Raw genomic sequence first — 19265 nt, 5'->3', positions numbered from 1 at the left:
TTTTCCGATGGCGGTCCCCGGTCAGTTCCCGCGCGGTTTAACTCAAGATCGCTTCTATCTTTGCGAGCGTCGCTTTGTTTACAGCCACGCCGCCATCGTGAGCGGACAGTCTTTTGTTTCGGCGACCGTCTCCTGGTAAATGTGCGCCTTCTTGTTGGTGAATTGCATGGGTCAAAGCGACAATACCGGTCATGTAAGCGTCGCCTGCGGTGGCCGTTGGGTCAATGGCAATGAAGAATTGTCCTGTTTTAGGGGGGCCACCGACTGTGCCTGAAAATGGCGAGGCATCAATTCCCAAAGACGCGCCGGTCATCGCTGCGGCCATTATTTCGGTCAACAATGCAACGCCTACGCCTTTATAGCCGCCCGACGGTGCCATCGAACCCTTCAACCCCACGTCCGGGTCAGTCGTTGGGTTGCCATCAGCATCCAGGGCCCATCCGACAGGGATGGGTTTGCCCTCGCGTGCGTGTTTCATCACTTCGCTTTTCGCGATGGTGCTAGCACTTTGGTCAATCAGGATCGCGGGCTGTCCGTCTGCGCCGGGTGCGGCGATTGAAAACGGGTTCGTTCCCACGACAGGTTTTGACCCGCCAGAAGGTGCAATAGACGCTGGCGCGTTGGTAAAGCCGATACCAAGCAATCCTTCCTGCGCCAAACGATAGGTATGATACCCCAAAACCCCACAGTTGTAGCTGTTACGGATCGACAAAACGGCGACGCCTTGTTCGCGTGCGGCCGGGATCAGAGATTGAAAACCAAGGTCGATCGCGGAATGTGCAAAACCAGTGGCCGCATCGACGGCCACAACACTGGGTCGCGGTCGGGACAGGACAGGAATGGCCTGACCATCGACTTTGCCGCACTGCACATGCTCGCAATAGATTGGGATATAGGCAAGGCCATGGCTGGCAACGCCATCGGCCTCGGTCGCGGCAGTTGCAACGGCCAGTGGACGGGCATTTTCTTCGGACGTGCCGACCGCAACAAGTGCGCGGAATGACAGGTCTTCGATCTCGGCCAAGGTGAGTGTCTGGGTTTCTACCATGTGCGTGCTTTCTCAATCATTGTCGGACAGCCCGGAACCGGCACCCAATGCACGGGATTCCTCGGTGGCTGGGGCGTAGGTTTTGTGGGCGAAGCGGTTCAGAGCTTCCCAGCTTTGCGCCGCGGGGTGGGACCGGCTTAGCAGTCGGCTTGGCTTTGCCGTTTCTTGGCATATAGAAACCGTCACGCGTTGAGCGACCGCCGGCGGCGTGCCTTGGAGGTCAAGGTTCGTGCCATCCGTGACAGCAACCACATCATCGCATTCGACCCGTACGGAGTGCTTCAGTTGCTTCGCGGCCAACGCAACAAAGGGAAGAAGCACCAAGGGGGCTGCGACCTGACGCATCTCGATCGGCCCATCCTTCAAGCGCTGCGCGCAATCTGACAGCAGCGCACCCGAGGCGAGCGGGCACAGGTCGTTTTTTCCGTGCCAGACGCCAGCAGTGGTCTGTGGCCTGTGAAGCGCCGGGTGTTCTGAAAACCTACGCTCCAGAACGCGTGCCAGATCGGTGCTGCCATCCAGACCCTGAACACACAGCCACCGCGCAGCTTTTGCCGCTTCTTCGGCAAGGCCCCAGGAATAGCCGGCGCCGCGTGTCGCACGCTTGGCCGTCGCTTCCATTTCATTCAGCGAAAAGCTCATTGCTCTGCCTCCGGATAAACCCAAAGGTCGGCATTATCGACCGTCAGATCCTCAGGATAAGGTGCCCCCGCATACATGCAGATCCGCACCCAACGGTCGGACCGCGGATCAAAATGCGTCGCGCCAAAAAACGAAAGCTTCGCGCGCAGCATGTCGATGGGAAGAACCGATGCACCTATGGTGTTGTCATGAATTTCGCCATATGGCGCAATGCGACTGATCTGAGCACGGCGGATCGTGTGACGGTGTTCGGGGTGCTGCAAAAGGAACTCTGCGATGGGCTGGTCATCGTCAAAACTCGCAAGGGCTTCATATGCAGCCACCGCATCCCGGGCCGGGGCAAGCGGCTGCTCGTAATCTTCAATCGGCTCATCAAACCGTTCGCCAAGACGAGGCTCAAGCTTCTCTTCCGAGACATACCACGCCCGAGCGCAGTTTTCCTTCGCGCTCCAGTCGACGTCGAAGGCCCAGCCGAAGCAGGTTTCGATCAACGCCCGGTGTTGAGCGACGGACATCGCGCCATTGATTGCGAAGGCTCCGGTATTGCTGTCCGCCATGCAAGTCGCCAACCCGTCGACAAGATCGGCGTAGGGCTCCAACACAAGAGAAGCGACGAGTTCCTGCCCCTCTTCGCTCAGATTTTCCATGGACCAACTTAGCAGTCGACCCCACGGGAAATCACCGCTCAGCACGTCCCCATCAAGATGGGCTTCAAGCGCTTGAAGGTCCGACTTCAACCCTTTCAGCTTTTCGATCTGGATCGGGTGTTCGGAATGCCAGCGGTTAACAGACGCGGCACTTCTGCGCAGAATGCCTTTAAATACCTTGCGCTCAGCCTCTGTTGCGGATTTCTGCGAGCACACGCGTGCGATTGCTTCTTCGCGGGCCATGATCCAGTTGTTAAAAAGAACGGGGTGATTGACGATGAACGGCGCCATGCCCAGGCCAGTTGAATTGCCGATCCCAAGTTGACGCGCGATCACGGGGTCAAGCTGTGCGGTTCCGTCGCCACCTTTAGCGTCTGCCATGTGCTGAACCAGATCGCGTACAAACCAACGGGTCAGAAAGACGGAGAGCATCTCGGCCTGAAATGGAACCAACATTTCGTCGCGCTGTGCGATGCCCTCCCGGTCTGTGGCCCCGAGTTTGCCGGACCCATAGACCGCAGTGGTGCGCATCAAGTACCCGACAGCATCAATTTTGGCCTGATCGGGTTGCTGACCGGATGCCAGTGCATCGACAAAATGCGCCCACAGGCGCACGGACCGATTGGCGCGCGATACCGATATTTCTTTTTCGCTGACACGGCCTGCTTCCTGCAATGGCACGTTTTTTGACAATCGCTGAATGTCAGCGGCGCTCGGCACGCCGTCGAACAGCGTGAACGTCGCATCCCATGCGGTTGCGATCACGCGATCCGACCGCAGTTCCGGGGGCAGATCATGCGCGAAAGCCACAAGAGAATACACTCGATCCGGCCCTGTGGCGGAATACACCGCATGGCCCACACCATGATCATCAATATCGAAGACAGGTCGCGTGAAGGTCCAGTTTTCCCGCGCCAAACGCCGCGTCAAAACGCGCATGAAGCTCAGGCGGCACTGATGCAACGACCCAAGGCGTTTCAGCCGCATTACAAGTGCTGGGTCACGTCGCGCGATATGAGTGTCGATCTTGGTCATTTACTCCGAGGCCCGAAATTTTCGCTGAAGAACCGATACCAGTTTCCACCCATTACGCCCGCAACTTCGTCCGCATTCATACCCGTCGCGCGCAACCCGGCCTCGATATTGCCAAAGTCGCGATTGTCTTTGAACCACTGCGGCATGGGCGGAAAGCCAGCGTTGGTGGCCGATCCTTCACCATAGTCGATTTCCTTGGTCCAACGGCCTACGCGCATCCATTCCACGATGCTGTCGGGCTGATCTTGGCACAGGTCCGTGCCAATCCCCAAATGCTCGACCCCATAGGTGTCCGCCGTCCGCGCGATCATCTCGCAGAAGCTTTCCAGCGTGCAGTCCGACTTGCCCTTCAGGTGATGCGGATAGACCGAAAAGCCGAGCATCCCACCGTGTTCGGTCACCGCACGAATCACCGCGTCGCGCTTGTTGCGCAGCGCAGGCGACCAATCATGCGGGTTCGCGTGAGTGATGGCGATGGGACGCTCGGACAGTTCAGCGGCCTCAACGGTGGACCGATCAGCGGAATGGCTCATGTCCACCACAAGACCAACGCGGTTCATTTCCTTGATCACCTGCTTGCCCATACGGGTGATGCCGGTGTCTTCGGCTTCATAACAGCCGGTCGCCAGAAGCGACTGGTTGTTATAGGTGAGCTGCATGAAACGCGCACCCAGTGTGTGCACGATTTCGACCAATCCAATGTCGTCCTCAATCGGGCTGGGGTTCTGAAAGCCGAAGAACACGGCGGTGCGGCCGGTTTCGCGGGCGACATCAATATCGCTGGCCCACTGCCCTTTCATGATCAGATCGGGATATTGCTCAAACCAACGGTTCCACTTTTCAAAATTCAGAACCGTTTCGCGGAAATTCTCGTGGTACGAGATGGTGACGTGGATCGCGTCCACGCCGCCTTCGCGAAGCTGGCGGAAAATCTTCTCCGACCAATTGGCATATTGCAGGCCGTCTATGCGCATCAGACGGGGCCTGCGCTGATATACGCGGTTTTGACAGTGGTATAGAACTCGGCGGCTGCCCTGCCCTGTTCACGCGGGCCATAAGAGCTGTCGCCACGCCCCCCGAACGGTACGTGGTAATCGGTGCCTGCTGTCGGCAGGTTGACGGTCACGACACCTGTCCGCGCGTTGCGGCGGAAATGGGTGGCACGTGCCAGCGACTTCGTCACAATGCCCGAGGTCAGGCCGAAATTGGTGTCATTCACTGTGGCCAACGCTTCGTCATAGCTGCCAACTTTGATCACGCTGGTCAGCGGCGCGAACATCTCTTCGCGGTTAATGCGCATGCTGTTGGTGGTGTTCAGGAACACGCCCGGCGACATGTAGAAACCGTCATGCGGCATCTCAAGCCGCGCCCCGCCACAGGCCAGTTCTGCGCCTTCGGTTTTGCCCAGATCGACGTAAGCGAGGTTTTCTTTCAATTGCTGTTCGCTGACAACCGGCCCCATCTGGGTGCCCTCTTCCAGCGCATGACCGACTTTCATCGCCTTAGCGCCCGCCACCAGCTTGTCGACGAAGGCATCGTGAATGGTTGCATGCACCACCAGGCGCGATGACGCGGTGCATTTCTGACCGGTGCCACCAAAAGCGCCGCCCAGCGCCAGTGTCACAGCCAGATCCAGATCGGCATCGTCCATCACGGCCAGCGCGTTTTTCGATCCCATCTCCATCTGGACTTTGGTCAGGTTCTGGATAGCCGCCGATGCGATGCCTTTGCCCACCGGCACCGAGCCCGTGAAGGAAATTGCGTTCACCTTCGGGCTTTCCACAATGCGCTGCCCAACTGCGCGCCCTGCCCCCATCACCAACGAGAACAGGCCTTTGGGAATATCCTGCCGGTTGATGATCTCGGCTAGCGCAACGGCCGAAGCGGGCGTCGCATTGGCGGGTTTCCAGATAACTGCATTGCCATAGCATAGCGCTGGTGCGATTTTCCACGAGGCCGTTGCCGTCGGGAAGTTCCAGGGGCTGATGATCGCCACGGTTCCCACCGGTTCGCGGCGCACGTCGATCTCAACGCCATCGCGCACCGAATCCGCGTTTTCACCCAGTTGGCGCAGACATTCTGCGGCGTAATAGGTGAAGAACTGACCCGCGCGATAAACCTCGCCCTTGCCTTCCGCCTTCGGCTTCCCCTCTTCCCGGCTCAGAAGTGCTCCAAGCTCTTCGGCCCGCGACATCAGCTCGTTGCCGATTGCGTTCAGAACCGCCTGTTTGCGCTCCATGCCATATGCGGCCCATTCGCGTTGGGCGACACGGGCCTGATCCAAAGTCGCCTCAAGCTGGTCGCTGCTGGCCTGCGCAAACATGCCGACAAGATCGCTCAGATCCGATGGGTTTCGGTTTTCGATCTCACCTTCGCCAGCTTGCCATTCGCCTGCGATCAGGTTTTTCTGGATATCGGTCATAAATGTGTCGTCCTACGCATTTGTCAGTTTTGCCAAGTATGGACTCGCGCAACGACTTCAGGCAAACTAAAATTATTGAATGGCAATTCAGGAAAATTGAAGTGGCATTAAAGATCGAGATGCTTCGGGGCTTCGCCGTCGTCGCGCGAAGCGGAAACCTCAGCGATGGCGCGCGAAGTCTGGGGCGCACACCCTCGGCCGTTTCGATGATGCTCAAACAGCTGGAAACTCACCTTGGCGAACCTTTGTTTGAAACAGATCGGAAAAACCGTCTGACCGCGCTTGGCACTTTCGTCCTTGAGCAAGCCGAGCGGGAATTGCAGCAGTTCGACAACACGGTCAAAGCGATTGAGGGGTTTGCGAAAGCCACACATGGCCGCGTCAGTATCGCGGTTGTCCCATCTGTTGCGGGCACCGTAATACCGGATGTTTTCTCGCGTTTCATTGAAGAGTTCGAACATGTCGATATTGAACTGCGGGACATGGATTCAACTTCGATCCTGCACGAACTCTCGCGTGGCAGGATCGATATTGGCATCGCGACCCTTGGCGAACATGCGGTGGGCCTGCACAGCCAGTTTCTGATGTCCGACCGTTTCGGCGTCGTGGCGTCGCCCGATCACAAGATTGCTCAGACACGTGGGCCGGTTGTCTGGAGCGAGCTTGCAGATGAAAGAGTGATCGCCAATAGCTTGTCCGCCGGTATCACCGTGCCGGAATCGAGGAAGTTGCACGAAAACGCCATGCTGACGGCGCATAACCTGACGTCGATCATTGCGATGGTGAGGGCGAATATCGGGATCACGATCCTGCCTGAAATGGCGTCATTGGCGCTGCAGCCAAACGACCTGATCTTCCGACCGCTCGCTGATGACACGATCCGGCGAAAAATCCATCTGCTGCGCAAAGCGGATTCAGCCCAATCCCCGGCAGCGCGGCTGCTAGAGCGGCGCATCAGCGAAACCGCCGCACATCTCACAGAACGATTTCCGGCATGACTGATACCAACGCACCGACAAAGCCAATCCGTCTGGGCATCCTGGTCTTTCCCGGGTTTCCAATGGCCTGCCTGACGTCGTGTATCGAACCATTGCGCGCCGCTAATGAAATCTCGGGAAAGACTGTTTTCGAATGGCAGGTCGTGGCAGAGCAGAAGGCGCCGGTCGTATCATCCGCAACGGTTTTGTTCGCCCCGGACAAAGCGCTGTCTGAAATTGAAGGGCTGGACTACCTGTTTTTTGTATCAAGCCCGGACGGACGGTTCGAAAACTCCTCGCGCGCAGGGGCAGCATTACAACGCCACATCCGTGCAGGCGGTGTGTTGGGCGCTTTCAGTGGCGGCGTTTTTCCATTGGCCCGCACTGGATTGACTCAAGGCGATGCCATGTCCGTCCACTGGTGCTATTCGGCGGCATTCCAGGCCGAGTTTCCCGATATTCCAGTCGAAAACACGGTGATTTGCGACGCCCCCCGCATCAAGTCAGTTTCTGGAGCCACCGCTGTGTTCGACTATATGCTGAACTTGATTGGCGTCAGTCTGGGCGGAGATATCATGGCCGAAGTGGCGTGCTGGTTTCAGCACCCGCTTATCCGCAGCGCGGCAGTTTCGCAAAAAACGCCCGCTGTCCGCAGCGAACGAAGCGAAGACATGCTACCGAAACAGGTTGCTAATGCGATTGAATTGTTTTCCGAACATATCGACAACCCGCTGCAGATCAGTGAAGTCGCGCGCGCGTTGGGGCTGTCGACGCGCAGTCTTGAACGCAGCTTCAAAGAAGCCACAGGGCAAAGCCCGTTGAAATACTACCGGGCGGTGCGGATGAAACAGGCACGTCAGCTGGTGCTTTATACAAACGAACCTGTCACCGACATTGCCTATATGGTCGGATACTCGGCACCGGGAACCTTCCTGCGGCATTATCGCGAAAGCCACGGGATCACGCCGATCACGGATCGGCGGAAAAAGAACTCGTTGCGGGTCTCGGATGGCGATTGTTTGCCTGCTAGTTAAGGCGCGATAACGTCACGCGATCGACGTTGCCGCGGTCTGTAGACCGTGATGCAACGACGCTGCTGAGGATCGGGGCGACATCAGCGCAAACCTCTCCCCAGGCCTCAGGCACCAAACGTACGCACCACTATGTTCGATGATTGAGCGGACCACTGCGCCCTTGTCCATCGTGCGGACGGGCACGGCACACAGTCGCTCGAGCATGTCACACACAGTCGCCCCAGATACATCAAAGCAACACCAGCCGTCGGTTTGCTCAACAACCGAGGCGCTCGTTCCGACAGTCAGCTTCAGCTCTGCCGCCAGCAGTTCGTGGCTGTCATATGGGGCGCTCAGCATCCACTGTTCTGGCCCCAGCCAGAAGGCCGAAAGGTCTCCAGCCCGTGACGAAGCCCCAACAGCGGGCAAGGTCAAATCATGGTGTTTCTGAAGGGCCTGACGCAGGGCCTTCTCTTGGCCCTGTCGCGCGGCGACCGACGCCAGCGCTTGATCCACAACTTCTGTGATTGTTATCGCTCCGACAGTGTCGACGCGTGGGTTCTTCGCGCCAAGCGGTGTTATAGCTTTCAACTTATGCACGGAGCTTCTCCCCGTCTGGATCGACAAAATGCGGGCTTACGATTTCCACCAGAACCTCTTGGTTTTCCAACGGGTTCACGAGGCGAAGCTGCTCGCCCATTCGTTCGAACCCACCCTTCACAAAACCAAGGCCAATAGGGCTTTGAAGCGTTGGCGAAAAGGCGGCCGACGTGACATAGCCTTGATCGTGGGCCGCATCCACGGGACCAGAGGCGGCCATCAAATGCCCACCTGCAGGCACAGATTGCGTCGCATCCACAGGGCGCAGACCGACAAGGTTCAGCGCATCTTCTCGGTTCATCCCGTCACGGCGGCTCAACACACCGCCGATGCAATCCTTCTTGGTCGAAACCATGCGCCCCAACCCAAGGCTCAACGCCGTGGTCGTGCCGTTCAACTCGTTGCCAGCCGCGTGGCCCTTTTCGATCCGCATGACGCCCAGCGCTTCGGTACCATAGGGTGTCACGCCGAACGCTTCGCCCGCGACCATCATCTCGCGCATCAGCGCGTCGCCATACCGCGTTGGAACGGCGATTTCATAGGCCAGCTCACCAGAAAAGGAGATCCGGAAGAGCCGTGCGCGGCAGCCACCACAGACGGTGATTTCGCCACATCCCATGAATGGGAAAGCCTCGTTCGAGATGTCGAATTCAGGGTCGACGATCTTTTGCAAAAGTTTGCGGGCGTTTGGTCCGGCAACGGCATATTGTGCCCAGGCTTCCGTTGTCGAAATAAGCTGCACGTCCAGATCGGGCCACAGGCACTGCCGGGCAATTTCCATATTGCGATAAACCAAAACGGCATTGGCCGTGGTGGTGGTGACAATAAAATGGTCCTCGGCCAGACGGGCGGCTGTGCCATCGTCATAGGCGACGCCATCTTCACGCAGCATCAGGCCGTAGCGGACCTTGCCGACGGCCAATGCTGCAAATCCATTGGCATAAATCTTGTTTAAAAATTCCGCTGCATCAGCACCTTGCACATCGATCTTGCCAAGCGTTGTTACGTCGCAAATACCGACAGAACTGCGCGTCGACAGCACTTCACGGTCGACGGATTGCCGCCAATGGGTCTCGCCTGCTTTCGGGAACCACTGCGCCCGCATCCAGTTACCGACTTCGACAAAAACCGCCCCTTGTTCCGCAGCCCATTTGTGGCTGGGGGTCAGGCGTGTGGGATGAAATTCTTTGCCCACCGCACGTCCAGCTAGCGCGCCCATTGAAACGGGCGTGTAGGGCGGGCGGAAAATGGTGGTGCCGGTCTCGGGGATCGACTTCCCGGTCAGCTCTGCCATCGCCGCCAACGCACCCACATTCGAGGTCTTGCCCTGATCGGTGGCCATGCCGAGTGTCGTGTAGCGCTTGAGGTGCTCGACCGAGGTGAAGTTCTCCTGATGCGCCAGTTTGACGTCTTTCACGGTCACATCATTCTGAAAGTCGAGCCAAGCGCGTTTCGCGCCGGACACATGCCAGAATGGTGTGATGGTGACCGGGCCATCCTCGGCTCTCGGCAAATCAATAGGCGTCGCGTTGATGCCAAGATCAGCAAGGGCGGTGACCGCGCTTGCCACTCCGCCGGTCAAAGCGGCGGTAGTGGTCATGTCGCCCGCTGCCGCCCCGGCCACGGCCTGACCGACAGGCAAGTCTTGCCCCGGCACAAAGGCGTGAATGCGATCGTCCCAGACTGGCCGGCCGCGTTGGTGGCAAGTCAGGCCCAGATTGGGGTTCCAGCCGCCCGACATGGCCAGAGCGCCACAAGCTATCTCTCTGGTATGGCCGTTTGCCAGCCGCACAGTGACCGAGGTCAGGCCTAAGCGCCCCTTTGTATCGACGACCTCGGCCCCAGCCAAAAGCTCGGGGCCCTCAATCTGGGGCGCATCCGGTCGGATATCGATGACGGCAGGCACCTCGACCCCTTTCGCGATCAGGTCGCGGGCGGTCTGGTGGGCATCGTTGTTGTTGGCAAATACGACAACTGATTGCGCGGGCGACACCGCCCAACGATTGGCATAGGCGCGCGTGGCACCCGCCAACATCACGCCGGGGCGGTCGTTGTTTTCAAATGCAATCGGTCGTTCAATGGCCCCTGTCGCGATAAGCGCGCGTTTTGAGTAAATGCGCCAGAGCGTCTGGCGCGGTTTGCCCGGTTGGGGCGCGATCAGATGATCCGCGTTGCGTTCTACCGCGCCATAAATGCCATGATCATAGGCCCCAAAAACGGTGGTGCGCGGCATCACGCGAACATTGGGCAGCGACCCAAGCTCGGCCTGCACCTGCGCAACCCAATCCACCCCCGAGATGTCATTTAACGGCACAGCTTCAGACAAAAGACGCCCCCCTAGACGGAAATCTTCGTCCGCCAGGATCACCCGCGCGCCAGCCCGGCCAGCAGTCAGTGCGGCCGCCAGACCCGCAGGCCCCGCCCCGATCACCAAGAGATCGCAATGCAGATAACCCTTGTCATAGGTGTCTGGGTCGTCTTCTCCGGTCAGGCTGCCAAGCCCGGCGGCCTTGCGGATGATTGGTTCATACAGCTTTTCCCAAAAGGCTTTCGGCCACATGAATGTCTTGTAGTAGAACCCGGCGGTGAGGAAGTTTGAGAAGCGATCATTGATCGCCATCACGTCGCGTTCCAGCGACGGCCAGCGGTTTTGCGAGTTTGCGACAAGCCCCTCATAAACCTCGGCCACTGTGGCACGGGTGTTGGGCTCTTGCCTCCCGCCCGAGCGAAGCTCGACCAGTGCGTTGGGTTCTTCACTACCCGCAGTCAGCACACCGCGCGGGCGATGATATTTGAACGACCGGCCCATCAGGCGCACACCGTTGGCCAGCAAAGCCGACGCCAGCGTGTCGCCCGCATGACCCTGATAGGTTTTACCATCGAAGGTAAAGCCAAGCGCCTTTGTCCGATCAATCAACCCGCCAGCAAGTCGGTTTTCTTGGGTCATCGTATCACCTCGGAAGCGCGGTTCGCGCGGGCCACATCACGCGCCAGTTTGACGTCGGTAATTTCATGTGTGGTCGTGTCGCGCGTCACCACCAGCCAAGAGCGGTCACCTTGTTCGTGGAACCACAACTCGCGATGCAGACCGACGGGATTGTCGCGCAGATGCAAATAATCGTGGAATTCTTGCAGTGCGTTTTCCGACTGCCAATCTGGCCGGTTTATCAGGTTGGCGTCGCCCAGATAAGTAAACTCCTGCGCGTCGCGTGGCCCCAAAAGCGGATGGTTGATGATCATCTTTCGGTCCTCAGTGCAGGTTGGGCTGGGCGCCTTGGCCCTTTTCGTCGATCATGTGACCGGTCATGAACCGATCCAGGCGATAGGCTTTTGCGGTTTCATGCGGCCGGTCGGTTTTCAGAAGATGGGCAAAGCAATAGCCAGCCGCTGGCGTCGCTTTGAAGCCGCCATAGCACCAGCCTCCGTTGAAATAGAGCCCGTCTATGTGGGTCTTGTCGATTAAGGGGGAGCCGTCCATCGACATGTCCATGATCCCGCCCCAGCTGCGCAAAAGACGCGCGCGACCAAGGGCGGGGATCAGCGACATGCCACTTTCCACCACATCCTCGACCACCGGCAGGTTGCCGCGTTGGGCATAGGAATTGTAGCCATCAATGTCGCCACCAAAAACCAACCCACCTTTGTCAGATTGGCTGCAGTAAAAGTGCCCAGCGCCATAGGTGATCACGCCCGGAATAATGGGCTTCAACCCCTCAGACACGAACGCCTGAAGCACATGGCTTTCAATCGGCAGGCGCATCCCCGCTTTGGCCATCACACGGCCAGAGCTGCCAGCGACCGAGACACCGACCTTGACCGCGCCGATATACCCGCGCGACGTTTCAACGCCCAGAACTTTGCCGCCTTCAATGCGAAAGCCGGTCACTTCGCAGTTCTGGATGATATCGACGCCCCGACGGTCCGCGCCGCGCGCATAGCCCCAGGCTACTGCATCGTGGCGCACGGTCCCGCCGCGCCGGTGCAGCAGTCCGCCCTTGATCGGGAATCGTGCATTGTCGAAGTTGAGGAAGGGGTACATGGCACGTACGCCTGCCACGTCCAGAAGCTCGGCGTCCGAGCCATTCAGGATCATCGCATTGCCGCGCCTGCGCGCCGCATCCCGTTGGGCATCCGTATGAATAAGGTTCAGAATGCCGCGTTGCGATACCATCGCATTATAGTTCAGATCTTGCTCTAGGTTTTCCCACAGTTTCAGCGAAAATTCATAGAAGGGCTCATTGCCATCCAGCAAATAGTTCGACCGAATGATCGTCGTATTGCGACCGACATTACCACCACCGATCCAACCTTTCTCAAGCACCGCAATGCGTGCGCCGCCGAATTCCTTGGCAAGGTAATAGGCCGTCGCAAGCCCGTGCCCACCCCCGCCAATGATCAGGTAGTCATAGGCATCTTGGGGCTCAGGGTCACGCCACTGCCCAGCCCAACCCTTGTGACCCGTCAAGGCTTCCTTGAACAGTCTAAAACCCGAATACCGCATAGCGACTCCCGACAATATCCGGCCAATTTTGGACTGCGCGCTACGCTCGTGCTTGCATGATTTCTGACAAAAGCAGTCGCAAAATCGACATCGCCAGAAATTGGGGGGTGATCACCGCCACTTAGCCACCGTCACGCGGCCAAGCCTGTACTGTGCCGCAACTTTTTCAAATGTCCAAAAGCTGCCTAAGGCGACCCGGCAACAGCGAAAAAGGTATGGTGGCGGAGACGAAGGGATTCGAACCCTCGAATGAGTTACCCCATTACTCCCTTAGCAGGGGAGCGCCTTCGACCACTCGGCCACGTCTCCGTCGACCCGTTTATCCATCTCAAAAAGTCGGGGCAAGGGCGAAATGGAAAAATGTTTGGTTTTGCGGCTATTCCGGAGCGACACCTGAACCGACTTCGCAATGCGGTGTGATTGCCATACGCTTGAACAGCGCCGTGGCGGGGTAACAGATCAATTTGACCCGCTGGTGATAGACGACGGCCTGGGCCGGCACCTCAAATATATGCAAGCTTGTCGCGCTGTCCCTTGACGCTGATTGGCGCACAGGTTTCAGTAAGAGATGAACACGTTAATATTTTGGTGCGCGAACAGCAAAGCGGTGATGTCAGCGAGGCTTTCGTCCCCGCGGCACCGCGGCAAAGCACGCTATCTGACCGGGGCATGCCGCTGCCTCATCAATGCAAACGGAATAGGACGTTCACATGACCGCTGAGTTTATGCTGATCACCTTCACGCTTTTTCTGGCGGGCGTGCTGGCTGTGCCAATTGCGTCGCGGCTTGGGCTAGGATCGGTGCTGGGATATCTGTTGGCTGGCATCGTGATCAGCCCGTTTCTGCATTGGATCGGCGCTGACGTGGTCGCGCTGCAGCATTTCTCGGAATTTGGCGTCGTCATGATGCTGTTCATTGTCGGGCTTGAAATGAACCCGAAATCGCTTTGGGCCATGCGGTCACGTATTTTCGTGCTGGGGGGGCTGCAAGTCACGGTGACAACATTGCTTGTCATGGGGGTCGCCATGGCCTTTGGGCAACCGTGGAGCGTCGGGTTGGCGATTGGTCTGGTCTTTGCCCTGTCTTCAACGGCGATCGTGAACCAAACATTGCGCGAGAAGGGATTGTTGCGTTCGGACGGTGGGCAGGCCAGCTTCTCGGTTCTGTTGATGCAGGATATTGCGGTCATCCCAATGCTGGCGCTGATCCCGCTGCTCGCCCTGCCTGAACTGACCGAGGCGATGTCGCATGGACATACAGGCGGCGATCATGGTTCGGGCGGCCTGAACCTGAGCCTGGTCCAAGGGTTGAACGGCTGGCAGACGGGTCTTGTCACACTTGCGGCAATCGCCGGAGTCGTCTTTATCGGCACCTACCTGACCACACCGATCTTCCGCTTTGTCGCCCGCGCCCGCCTGCGCGAACTTTTTGTCACCACCGCCCTTATGATGGTGCTTGGCATCGCGCTTCTTATGACACTGGTCGGGTTGTCACCCGCCTTGGGCACTTTCCTGGCTGGGGTCGTCATGGCCGGCAGCGAATATCGGCATGAGTTGGAAAGTGACATCGATCCCTTCAAGGGCATCTTTCTTGGGGTCTTTTTCATCACGGTCGGGGCAAGCATTGATTTCGGGCTACTTGGCCAGAACATCGCATTGGTTCTGGGGCTGACCGTCGGTCTGATCATCCTGAAATCTGCGATACTTCTGTTACTGGGACAGGCCTTCAAGCTTGAAGGTGGGGATAAGTGGCTGTTCGGGCTGGGCTTGGCGCAAGCTGGTGAATTTGGATTTGTTCTGTTGTCCTTCACGGTCGCAAACGCTGTTATCCCGGACGGGGTTGCAGATATTTTACTGCTGGTCGTTGCCTTGTCGATGCTGCTGACCCCTGCCCTGTTCATCCTTTACGACCGCGTCATCGCCCCGCGCTACTCGTACGAAGACGAGCGTGAGGCAGACAAGATCGAAGCTCCTTCGCAGATTATCATTGCGGGTCATGGCCGGTTTGGCGGCATCGTGAACCGGGGATTGCGCGCCGCCGGGCTTGATACGACGGTGCTTGACTATTCATCAGAACAGCTCGAGATGCTGCGCCGTTTCAAAATCAGCGTGCATTTCGGCGACGCCACGCGACCCGACCTTTTGCACGCCGCAGGAATTGAAGAAGCCAAGATCCTTGTGGTGGCCATCGACGGGAAAGAGGCTATCACCGGGCTGACGCGATATGTCTGCGCGCATTACCCGCACGTACATGTCATTGCCCGCGCGGTTGATCGCGACCACGTTTATGACCTTTGGTCTGTTGGATGTCGTGATGTCATCCGTGAGACCTATGACAGTTCGTTGCGCGCTACCCGATCAGCTTTCGAAGCCTTGGGCCACAGCCGCGCGACGGCGGAACGTATGGTCGCGGAATTTGATGCGTCGGACCGCGAGGTCATGCTGGAACTCGCGGAACTTCATGACATCAACATACCGATGGTCGAAAACGAAGCCTATATGCAACGTGTCAGCGAGATGATGGAGGTCTGGCAGGAGCAAATGGCAGGAAGGGTTTACAATGCAAAGAAAAAAGTTGACTGAGCCGAGCCTGCTGGCGCCCGCTTCCTGCTGGTGGACGGCGTTCACCGGGGCAGCTAGACTTCATTTGGGAACAAGGTGGCATTCTGCTTGCGCGGTGCCGTTGACAGGGGACTAAAGAGTGCCACACGAAATGTATAAAAACATAGCGCGCAATTCGCTGTTTATGCGCGCGCTGCCGAAGGTGCATGTGGAGGATCTTCTGTCGCAGGCGACTTGGCGCCACTACGAACGCGGCGAGACTTTGTTTATGCAAGAGGATCCGGCAGAGGCGATCCACATTGTGTTGGACGGCTGGGTCAAGCTGTATCGCATGACCCGTGGCGGAACCGAAGCTGTGGTGAGTGTCTTTACCCGGGGCGAAAGCTTTGGCGAAGCAGTGGCCTTGCGCAAACTGCCCTATCCGGTGTCGGGCGAAGCTGCGACAAGTTGCGAGATCATGAACATCCCGACCAACGTCCTTGTTCAACTTGTGAAGCAGGATCCCGAGGTCGCATTGTCCATCCTGTCGGCGACATTCACACATCTGCACGGGCTGGTCACCCAGCTAGAACAGCTGAAGGCCAAGACGGCACCTCAGCGTGTCGCAGAGTTTCTGCTGGCTTTGTGTGATGGAACGCCAAGCGACTGCGCCATCAAGCTGCCCTATGATAAAGTCCTGATCGCAGGACGTCTGGGAATGAAGCCCGAAAGCCTGTCACGCGCCTTTTCAAGGCTGGGTGCCTTTGGTGTCCAGATTGACAAAAGCAGCGCGATTATCAGCGACTTGCAAAAGCTGCGCAACTACGCACGCGACGACGGATAGGGCGTGCCAAAGCCCGCCCCTCGCGTCAGCTTATCCGCATTTTGAATGGCCGCAGGATGCGCAGGTCATGCAGCCTTCGATCATGCGCATGTCATACTGTCCACAGCTTGGGCAGGCCGGGCCGCGCGGGGCGTTGCCAAGGTTCACGACTTCCGCATGAGGGTCAGTTTTCAACCCCATCCCCTCGCCTTCAAGGAAGCCCGTCAACACCATATGGCGTTCGATCACGCCGCCAATCGCCGCCAATATGGACGGAATGTATTTCCCATTCATCCAGGCTCCGCCGCGCGGGTCAAACACCGCTTTCAGCTCTTCGACGACAAAACTGACATCACCACCACGCCGGAACACGGCCGAAATCATGCGCGTCAGGGCCACGGTCCAGGCGAAATGCTCCATATTCTTCGAGTTGATGAACACTTCGAACGGGCGGCGATGGCCGTTCAGGACCAGATCGTTGATCGTGATATAGATCGCGTGCTCACTGTCGGGCCATTTGACCTTATAGGTATGGCCTTCCAGAGATTGCGGGCGATCCAGCGGCTCGGAGATATAGACGACATCCGCGCCTGTATCAGCTTCGGGCACAGTTTCGGTTTTCTCAGACACTGACAAAACCGATCCCGTCACGTCATTCGGCCGATAGGTCGTACAGCCTTTGCAGCCGCTGTCCCACGCAGCCATATAGACGTCCTTGAACGCCTCGAAGCTGATGTCTTCCGGGCAGTTGATGGTCTTGGAAATCGAGCTGTCGATCCATTTCTGCGCGGCCGCCTGCATTTTTACATGCGCCAGCGGCTCCAACGTCTGAGCGTTGACGAAATAGTCGGGAAGTTCTTTGTCGCCGAACTTGTCGCGCCACATCTGAACGGCGTAATCCACGACCTCCTCTTCGGTGCGCGTGCCGTCCTTTTGCAGAACTTTGCGGGTATAGGCATAGGCAAAGACCGGCTCGATTCCTGAGGACACGTTGCCCGCATAAAGGCTGATCGTGCCAGTGGGTGCGATCGACGTCAGAAGCGCGTTGCGGATGCCATGTTTACGGATTGCATCGCGCACGTCATCGTCCATATGGGTCAGCGACCCAGAAGCCAGGTATTTCTCGGCGTCAAACAACGGGAACGGACCCTTTTCCTTGGCCAATTCGACCGACGCCAGATAGGACGCGCGTGCGATTTGCTTCATCCAGGCTTCGGTCTGGGCCGCTGCCTCGTCCGAACCATAGCGCAGACCAAGCATCAACAGAGCGTCGGCAAGTCCGGTGACACCCAGCCCGATCCGGCGCTTGGCCTGAGCCTCCTGGCGCTGTGCTTCCAACGGGAAGCGGCTGGCATCGACCACATTATCCATCATGCGAATGGCAGTCGCGACCAACTCCGACAGCGCGTCACCATCCAGATGCGCGGCCTCCTCAAACGGATCCGCAACCAGACGCGCAAGGTTGATTGAACCAAGCAGGCAAGCGCCATATGGCGGCAAGGGTTGCTCGCCACAGGGATTGGTGGCGGCAATGGTTTCGCAATAGGCCAGATTGTTCATCTGATTGATACGGTCGATGAAGATCACGCCCGGCTCGGCATACTCGTAGGTCGCCTTCATGATCTTGTTCCAAAGATCACGCGCCTCAACCGTGTGATAAACGGTGCCTTCGAACGTCAGTTCCCAGCTGGTGTCTTCCTTGACGGCCTGCATGAAATCATCGGTCACCAGCACCGACATGTTGAACATGCGCAGACGGGCGGCGTCGGATTTGGCGGTGATGAAATCTTCAATGTCCGGGTGGTCGCAGCGCATCGTGGCCATCATCGCCCCGCGGCGCGAACCGGCCGACATGATTGTGCGACACATCGCGTCCCATACATCCATGAAGCTGAGCGGGCCCGAGGCGTCTGCCGCCACACCCTTCACGTCCGCCCCACGCGGGCGGATGGTCGAGAAGTCGTAACCGATCCCGCCGCCTTGCTGCATGGTCAGCGCGGCTTCTTTCAGCATATCGAAAATGCCGCCCATGCTGTCAGGGATCGTTCCCATGACGAAACAGTTGAACAACGTCACCGACCGGCCCGTGCCCGCCCCAGCGGTGATCCGACCTGCGGGCAGGAATTTGAAATCTTCCAAAGCACCATAGAACGCATCTTGCTGCGCGGGCTCTGCCTCTGCCAAAGCGCGGGCGATGCGGCGCCACGTGTCTTCGACCGTCTTATCCTCGGCTGTCCCATCGGCCTGCTTGAGCCGGTATTTCATATCCCAGATTTGTTCAGCGATGGGGGCAGCAAAACGGCTCATGCAGACGATTCCTATGCGTGTTGGAAGGTGTTCCAGAATAGGGCCGCCGATGGGGTCAGGTCAATTGCCAACCTGCCAGAAATTAACTAAAGTAATCTCTCAATCACACTATATCTGGGGTGACCAAGTGCCCGACTTCATAAATCTGGTAAAATTATGCGTCGGGGCTGAGCGAGTCGAGGACCTTGAAACGTGGCAGGCAACGCGCCGGGCGCAAAGCGGACAGGCCAATCCTCGCCATGTCACACGCATGTGGCCGAAGCGCGAGGCCGAGCTTCTGTCGGGCGGGTCTCTCTATTGGGTTTTCAAGGGATTTGTTCTTGCCCGCCAACGCATCATTCGTCTGGAAGAGGTGATCGGCGACGACGGTATACGTCGCTGTGGCATCGTGCTGCACCCGGACATCGTTCGCACCGAAAGCCAGCCGCGCCGGGCTTTTCAAGGGTGGCGATACCTGCCGCCCGCCGATGCCCCGCGTGACCTTTTGACTGACAATGCCCATAGCGACGACACGCCCTTGCCGAACGCGTTGGCAGCCGCACTGGCGGATATCGGAATCCGTTGAACCCGCGCGCCGGACAGCGCTGTCACAAAACGGTTTCGATCCCACGGCACAGTCTACCCTGTGATCGATTCCCGGTTTATCCGGCCACCCGCCCGGAAAACCAGATCGCACATTGCGTGTACCCGTCTCAACCAATTGCATACGC

General features: G+C 58.1%; 15 protein-coding genes and 1 tRNA gene. 5 read left to right on the top strand and 11 right to left on the bottom strand.

The window, feature by feature from the left end:
* Positions 1-37 precede the first annotated feature (37 nt).
* The 5 genes from K3556_RS05230 to K3556_RS05210 are packed head-to-tail and all read right to left on the bottom strand — an operon-like array spanning position 38 to position 5794.
* Positions 38-1048 (bottom strand): Ldh family oxidoreductase, encoded by a 1011-nt coding sequence (locus K3556_RS05230; RefSeq protein ID WP_260518675.1) that lies wholly within the window; start codon positions 1046-1048, stop codon positions 38-40.
* Positions 1049-1060: 12 nt separating this feature from the next.
* A complete protein-coding gene (locus K3556_RS05225; RefSeq protein WP_260518674.1) occupies positions 1061-1690 on the bottom strand; it encodes a DUF3726 domain-containing protein in 630 nt (209 codons plus the stop codon).
* The gene (locus K3556_RS05220) at positions 1687-3372 is read right to left on the bottom strand and encodes a DUF2408 domain-containing protein (RefSeq protein ID WP_260518673.1); all 1686 of its coding nucleotides are present in this window, start codon (positions 3370-3372) and stop codon (positions 1687-1689) included. The genes K3556_RS05225 and K3556_RS05220 overlap by 4 nt, the downstream gene beginning before the upstream one ends.
* On the bottom strand, positions 3369-4346 hold the full coding sequence (locus K3556_RS05215; protein WP_260518672.1) for a dipeptidase: 978 nt from the start codon (positions 4344-4346) through the stop codon (positions 3369-3371). The genes K3556_RS05220 and K3556_RS05215 overlap by 4 nt, the downstream gene beginning before the upstream one ends.
* Positions 4346-5794 (bottom strand): aldehyde dehydrogenase family protein, encoded by a 1449-nt coding sequence (locus K3556_RS05210; RefSeq protein WP_260518671.1) that lies wholly within the window; start codon positions 5792-5794, stop codon positions 4346-4348. The genes K3556_RS05215 and K3556_RS05210 overlap by 1 nt, the downstream gene beginning before the upstream one ends.
* 101 nt (positions 5795-5895) lie before the next feature.
* Between K3556_RS05210 and K3556_RS05205 the strand changes: the two genes are divergently transcribed.
* Entirely contained in the window at positions 5896-6792 is an 897-nt protein-coding gene (locus K3556_RS05205) for a LysR family transcriptional regulator (protein WP_260518670.1), read from the top strand.
* A complete protein-coding gene (locus K3556_RS05200) occupies positions 6789-7805 on the top strand; it encodes a GlxA family transcriptional regulator (RefSeq protein WP_260518669.1) in 1017 nt (338 codons plus the stop codon). The genes K3556_RS05205 and K3556_RS05200 overlap by 4 nt, the downstream gene beginning before the upstream one ends.
* Positions 7806-7817: 12 nt before the next feature.
* Here the strand turns inward: K3556_RS05200 and K3556_RS05195 are convergent, their stop codons facing one another.
* The 5 genes from K3556_RS05195 to K3556_RS05175 form a co-directional block, all read right to left on the bottom strand.
* Positions 7818-8384 (bottom strand): sarcosine oxidase subunit gamma, encoded by a 567-nt coding sequence (locus tag K3556_RS05195; RefSeq protein WP_260518668.1) that lies wholly within the window; start codon positions 8382-8384, stop codon positions 7818-7820.
* Complete coding sequence (locus tag K3556_RS05190; RefSeq protein ID WP_260518667.1) at positions 8377-11331, bottom strand: sarcosine oxidase subunit alpha family protein; 2955 nt, start codon at positions 11329-11331, stop codon at positions 8377-8379. The genes K3556_RS05195 and K3556_RS05190 overlap by 8 nt, the downstream gene beginning before the upstream one ends.
* Positions 11328-11624, bottom strand: coding sequence for a sarcosine oxidase subunit delta (locus tag K3556_RS05185; protein WP_260518666.1), 297 nt, complete (start codon positions 11622-11624; stop codon positions 11328-11330). Before K3556_RS05185 ends, K3556_RS05190 begins: the two co-directional genes overlap by 4 nt.
* A 10-nt stretch (positions 11625-11634) precedes the next feature.
* A complete protein-coding gene (locus K3556_RS05180; RefSeq protein ID WP_260518665.1) occupies positions 11635-12885 on the bottom strand; it encodes a sarcosine oxidase subunit beta family protein in 1251 nt (416 codons plus the stop codon).
* A gap of 219 nt (positions 12886-13104) precedes the next feature.
* Positions 13105-13194, bottom strand: a tRNA-Ser gene (locus K3556_RS05175).
* 401 nt (positions 13195-13595) lie between these two features.
* Between K3556_RS05175 and K3556_RS05170 the strand changes: the two genes are divergently transcribed.
* Both K3556_RS05170 and K3556_RS05165 read left to right on the top strand, forming a co-directional pair.
* The gene (locus tag K3556_RS05170) at positions 13596-15467 is read left to right on the top strand and encodes a cation:proton antiporter (RefSeq protein ID WP_260518664.1); all 1872 of its coding nucleotides are present in this window, start codon (positions 13596-13598) and stop codon (positions 15465-15467) included.
* A 130-nt stretch (positions 15468-15597) separates the two neighbouring features.
* The gene (locus K3556_RS05165; protein WP_260518663.1) at positions 15598-16269 is read left to right on the top strand and encodes a Crp/Fnr family transcriptional regulator; all 672 of its coding nucleotides are present in this window, start codon (positions 15598-15600) and stop codon (positions 16267-16269) included.
* Between the two features lie 30 nt (positions 16270-16299).
* On the opposite strand, the gene K3556_RS05160 is transcribed toward K3556_RS05165, so the two are convergent.
* Positions 16300-18555 (bottom strand): adenosylcobalamin-dependent ribonucleoside-diphosphate reductase, encoded by a 2256-nt coding sequence (locus K3556_RS05160; RefSeq protein ID WP_260518662.1) that lies wholly within the window; start codon positions 18553-18555, stop codon positions 16300-16302.
* A gap of 127 nt (positions 18556-18682) precedes the next feature.
* Here K3556_RS05160 and K3556_RS05155 point away from each other — a divergent pair, with 127 nt between their 5' ends.
* On the top strand, positions 18683-19120 hold the full coding sequence (locus K3556_RS05155) for a DUF1489 family protein (protein WP_260518661.1): 438 nt from the start codon (positions 18683-18685) through the stop codon (positions 19118-19120).
* Positions 19121-19265 lie beyond the last annotated feature (145 nt).

The sequence above is a fragment of the Aliiroseovarius sp. M344 genome (assembly GCF_025140835.1).
In the GTDB taxonomy this organism is placed as follows: Bacteria; Pseudomonadota; Alphaproteobacteria; order Rhodobacterales; family Rhodobacteraceae; genus Aliiroseovarius.
Note: the sequence above shows the minus strand (reverse complement) of the source record. Positions and strands in the feature narration are given on the sequence as shown.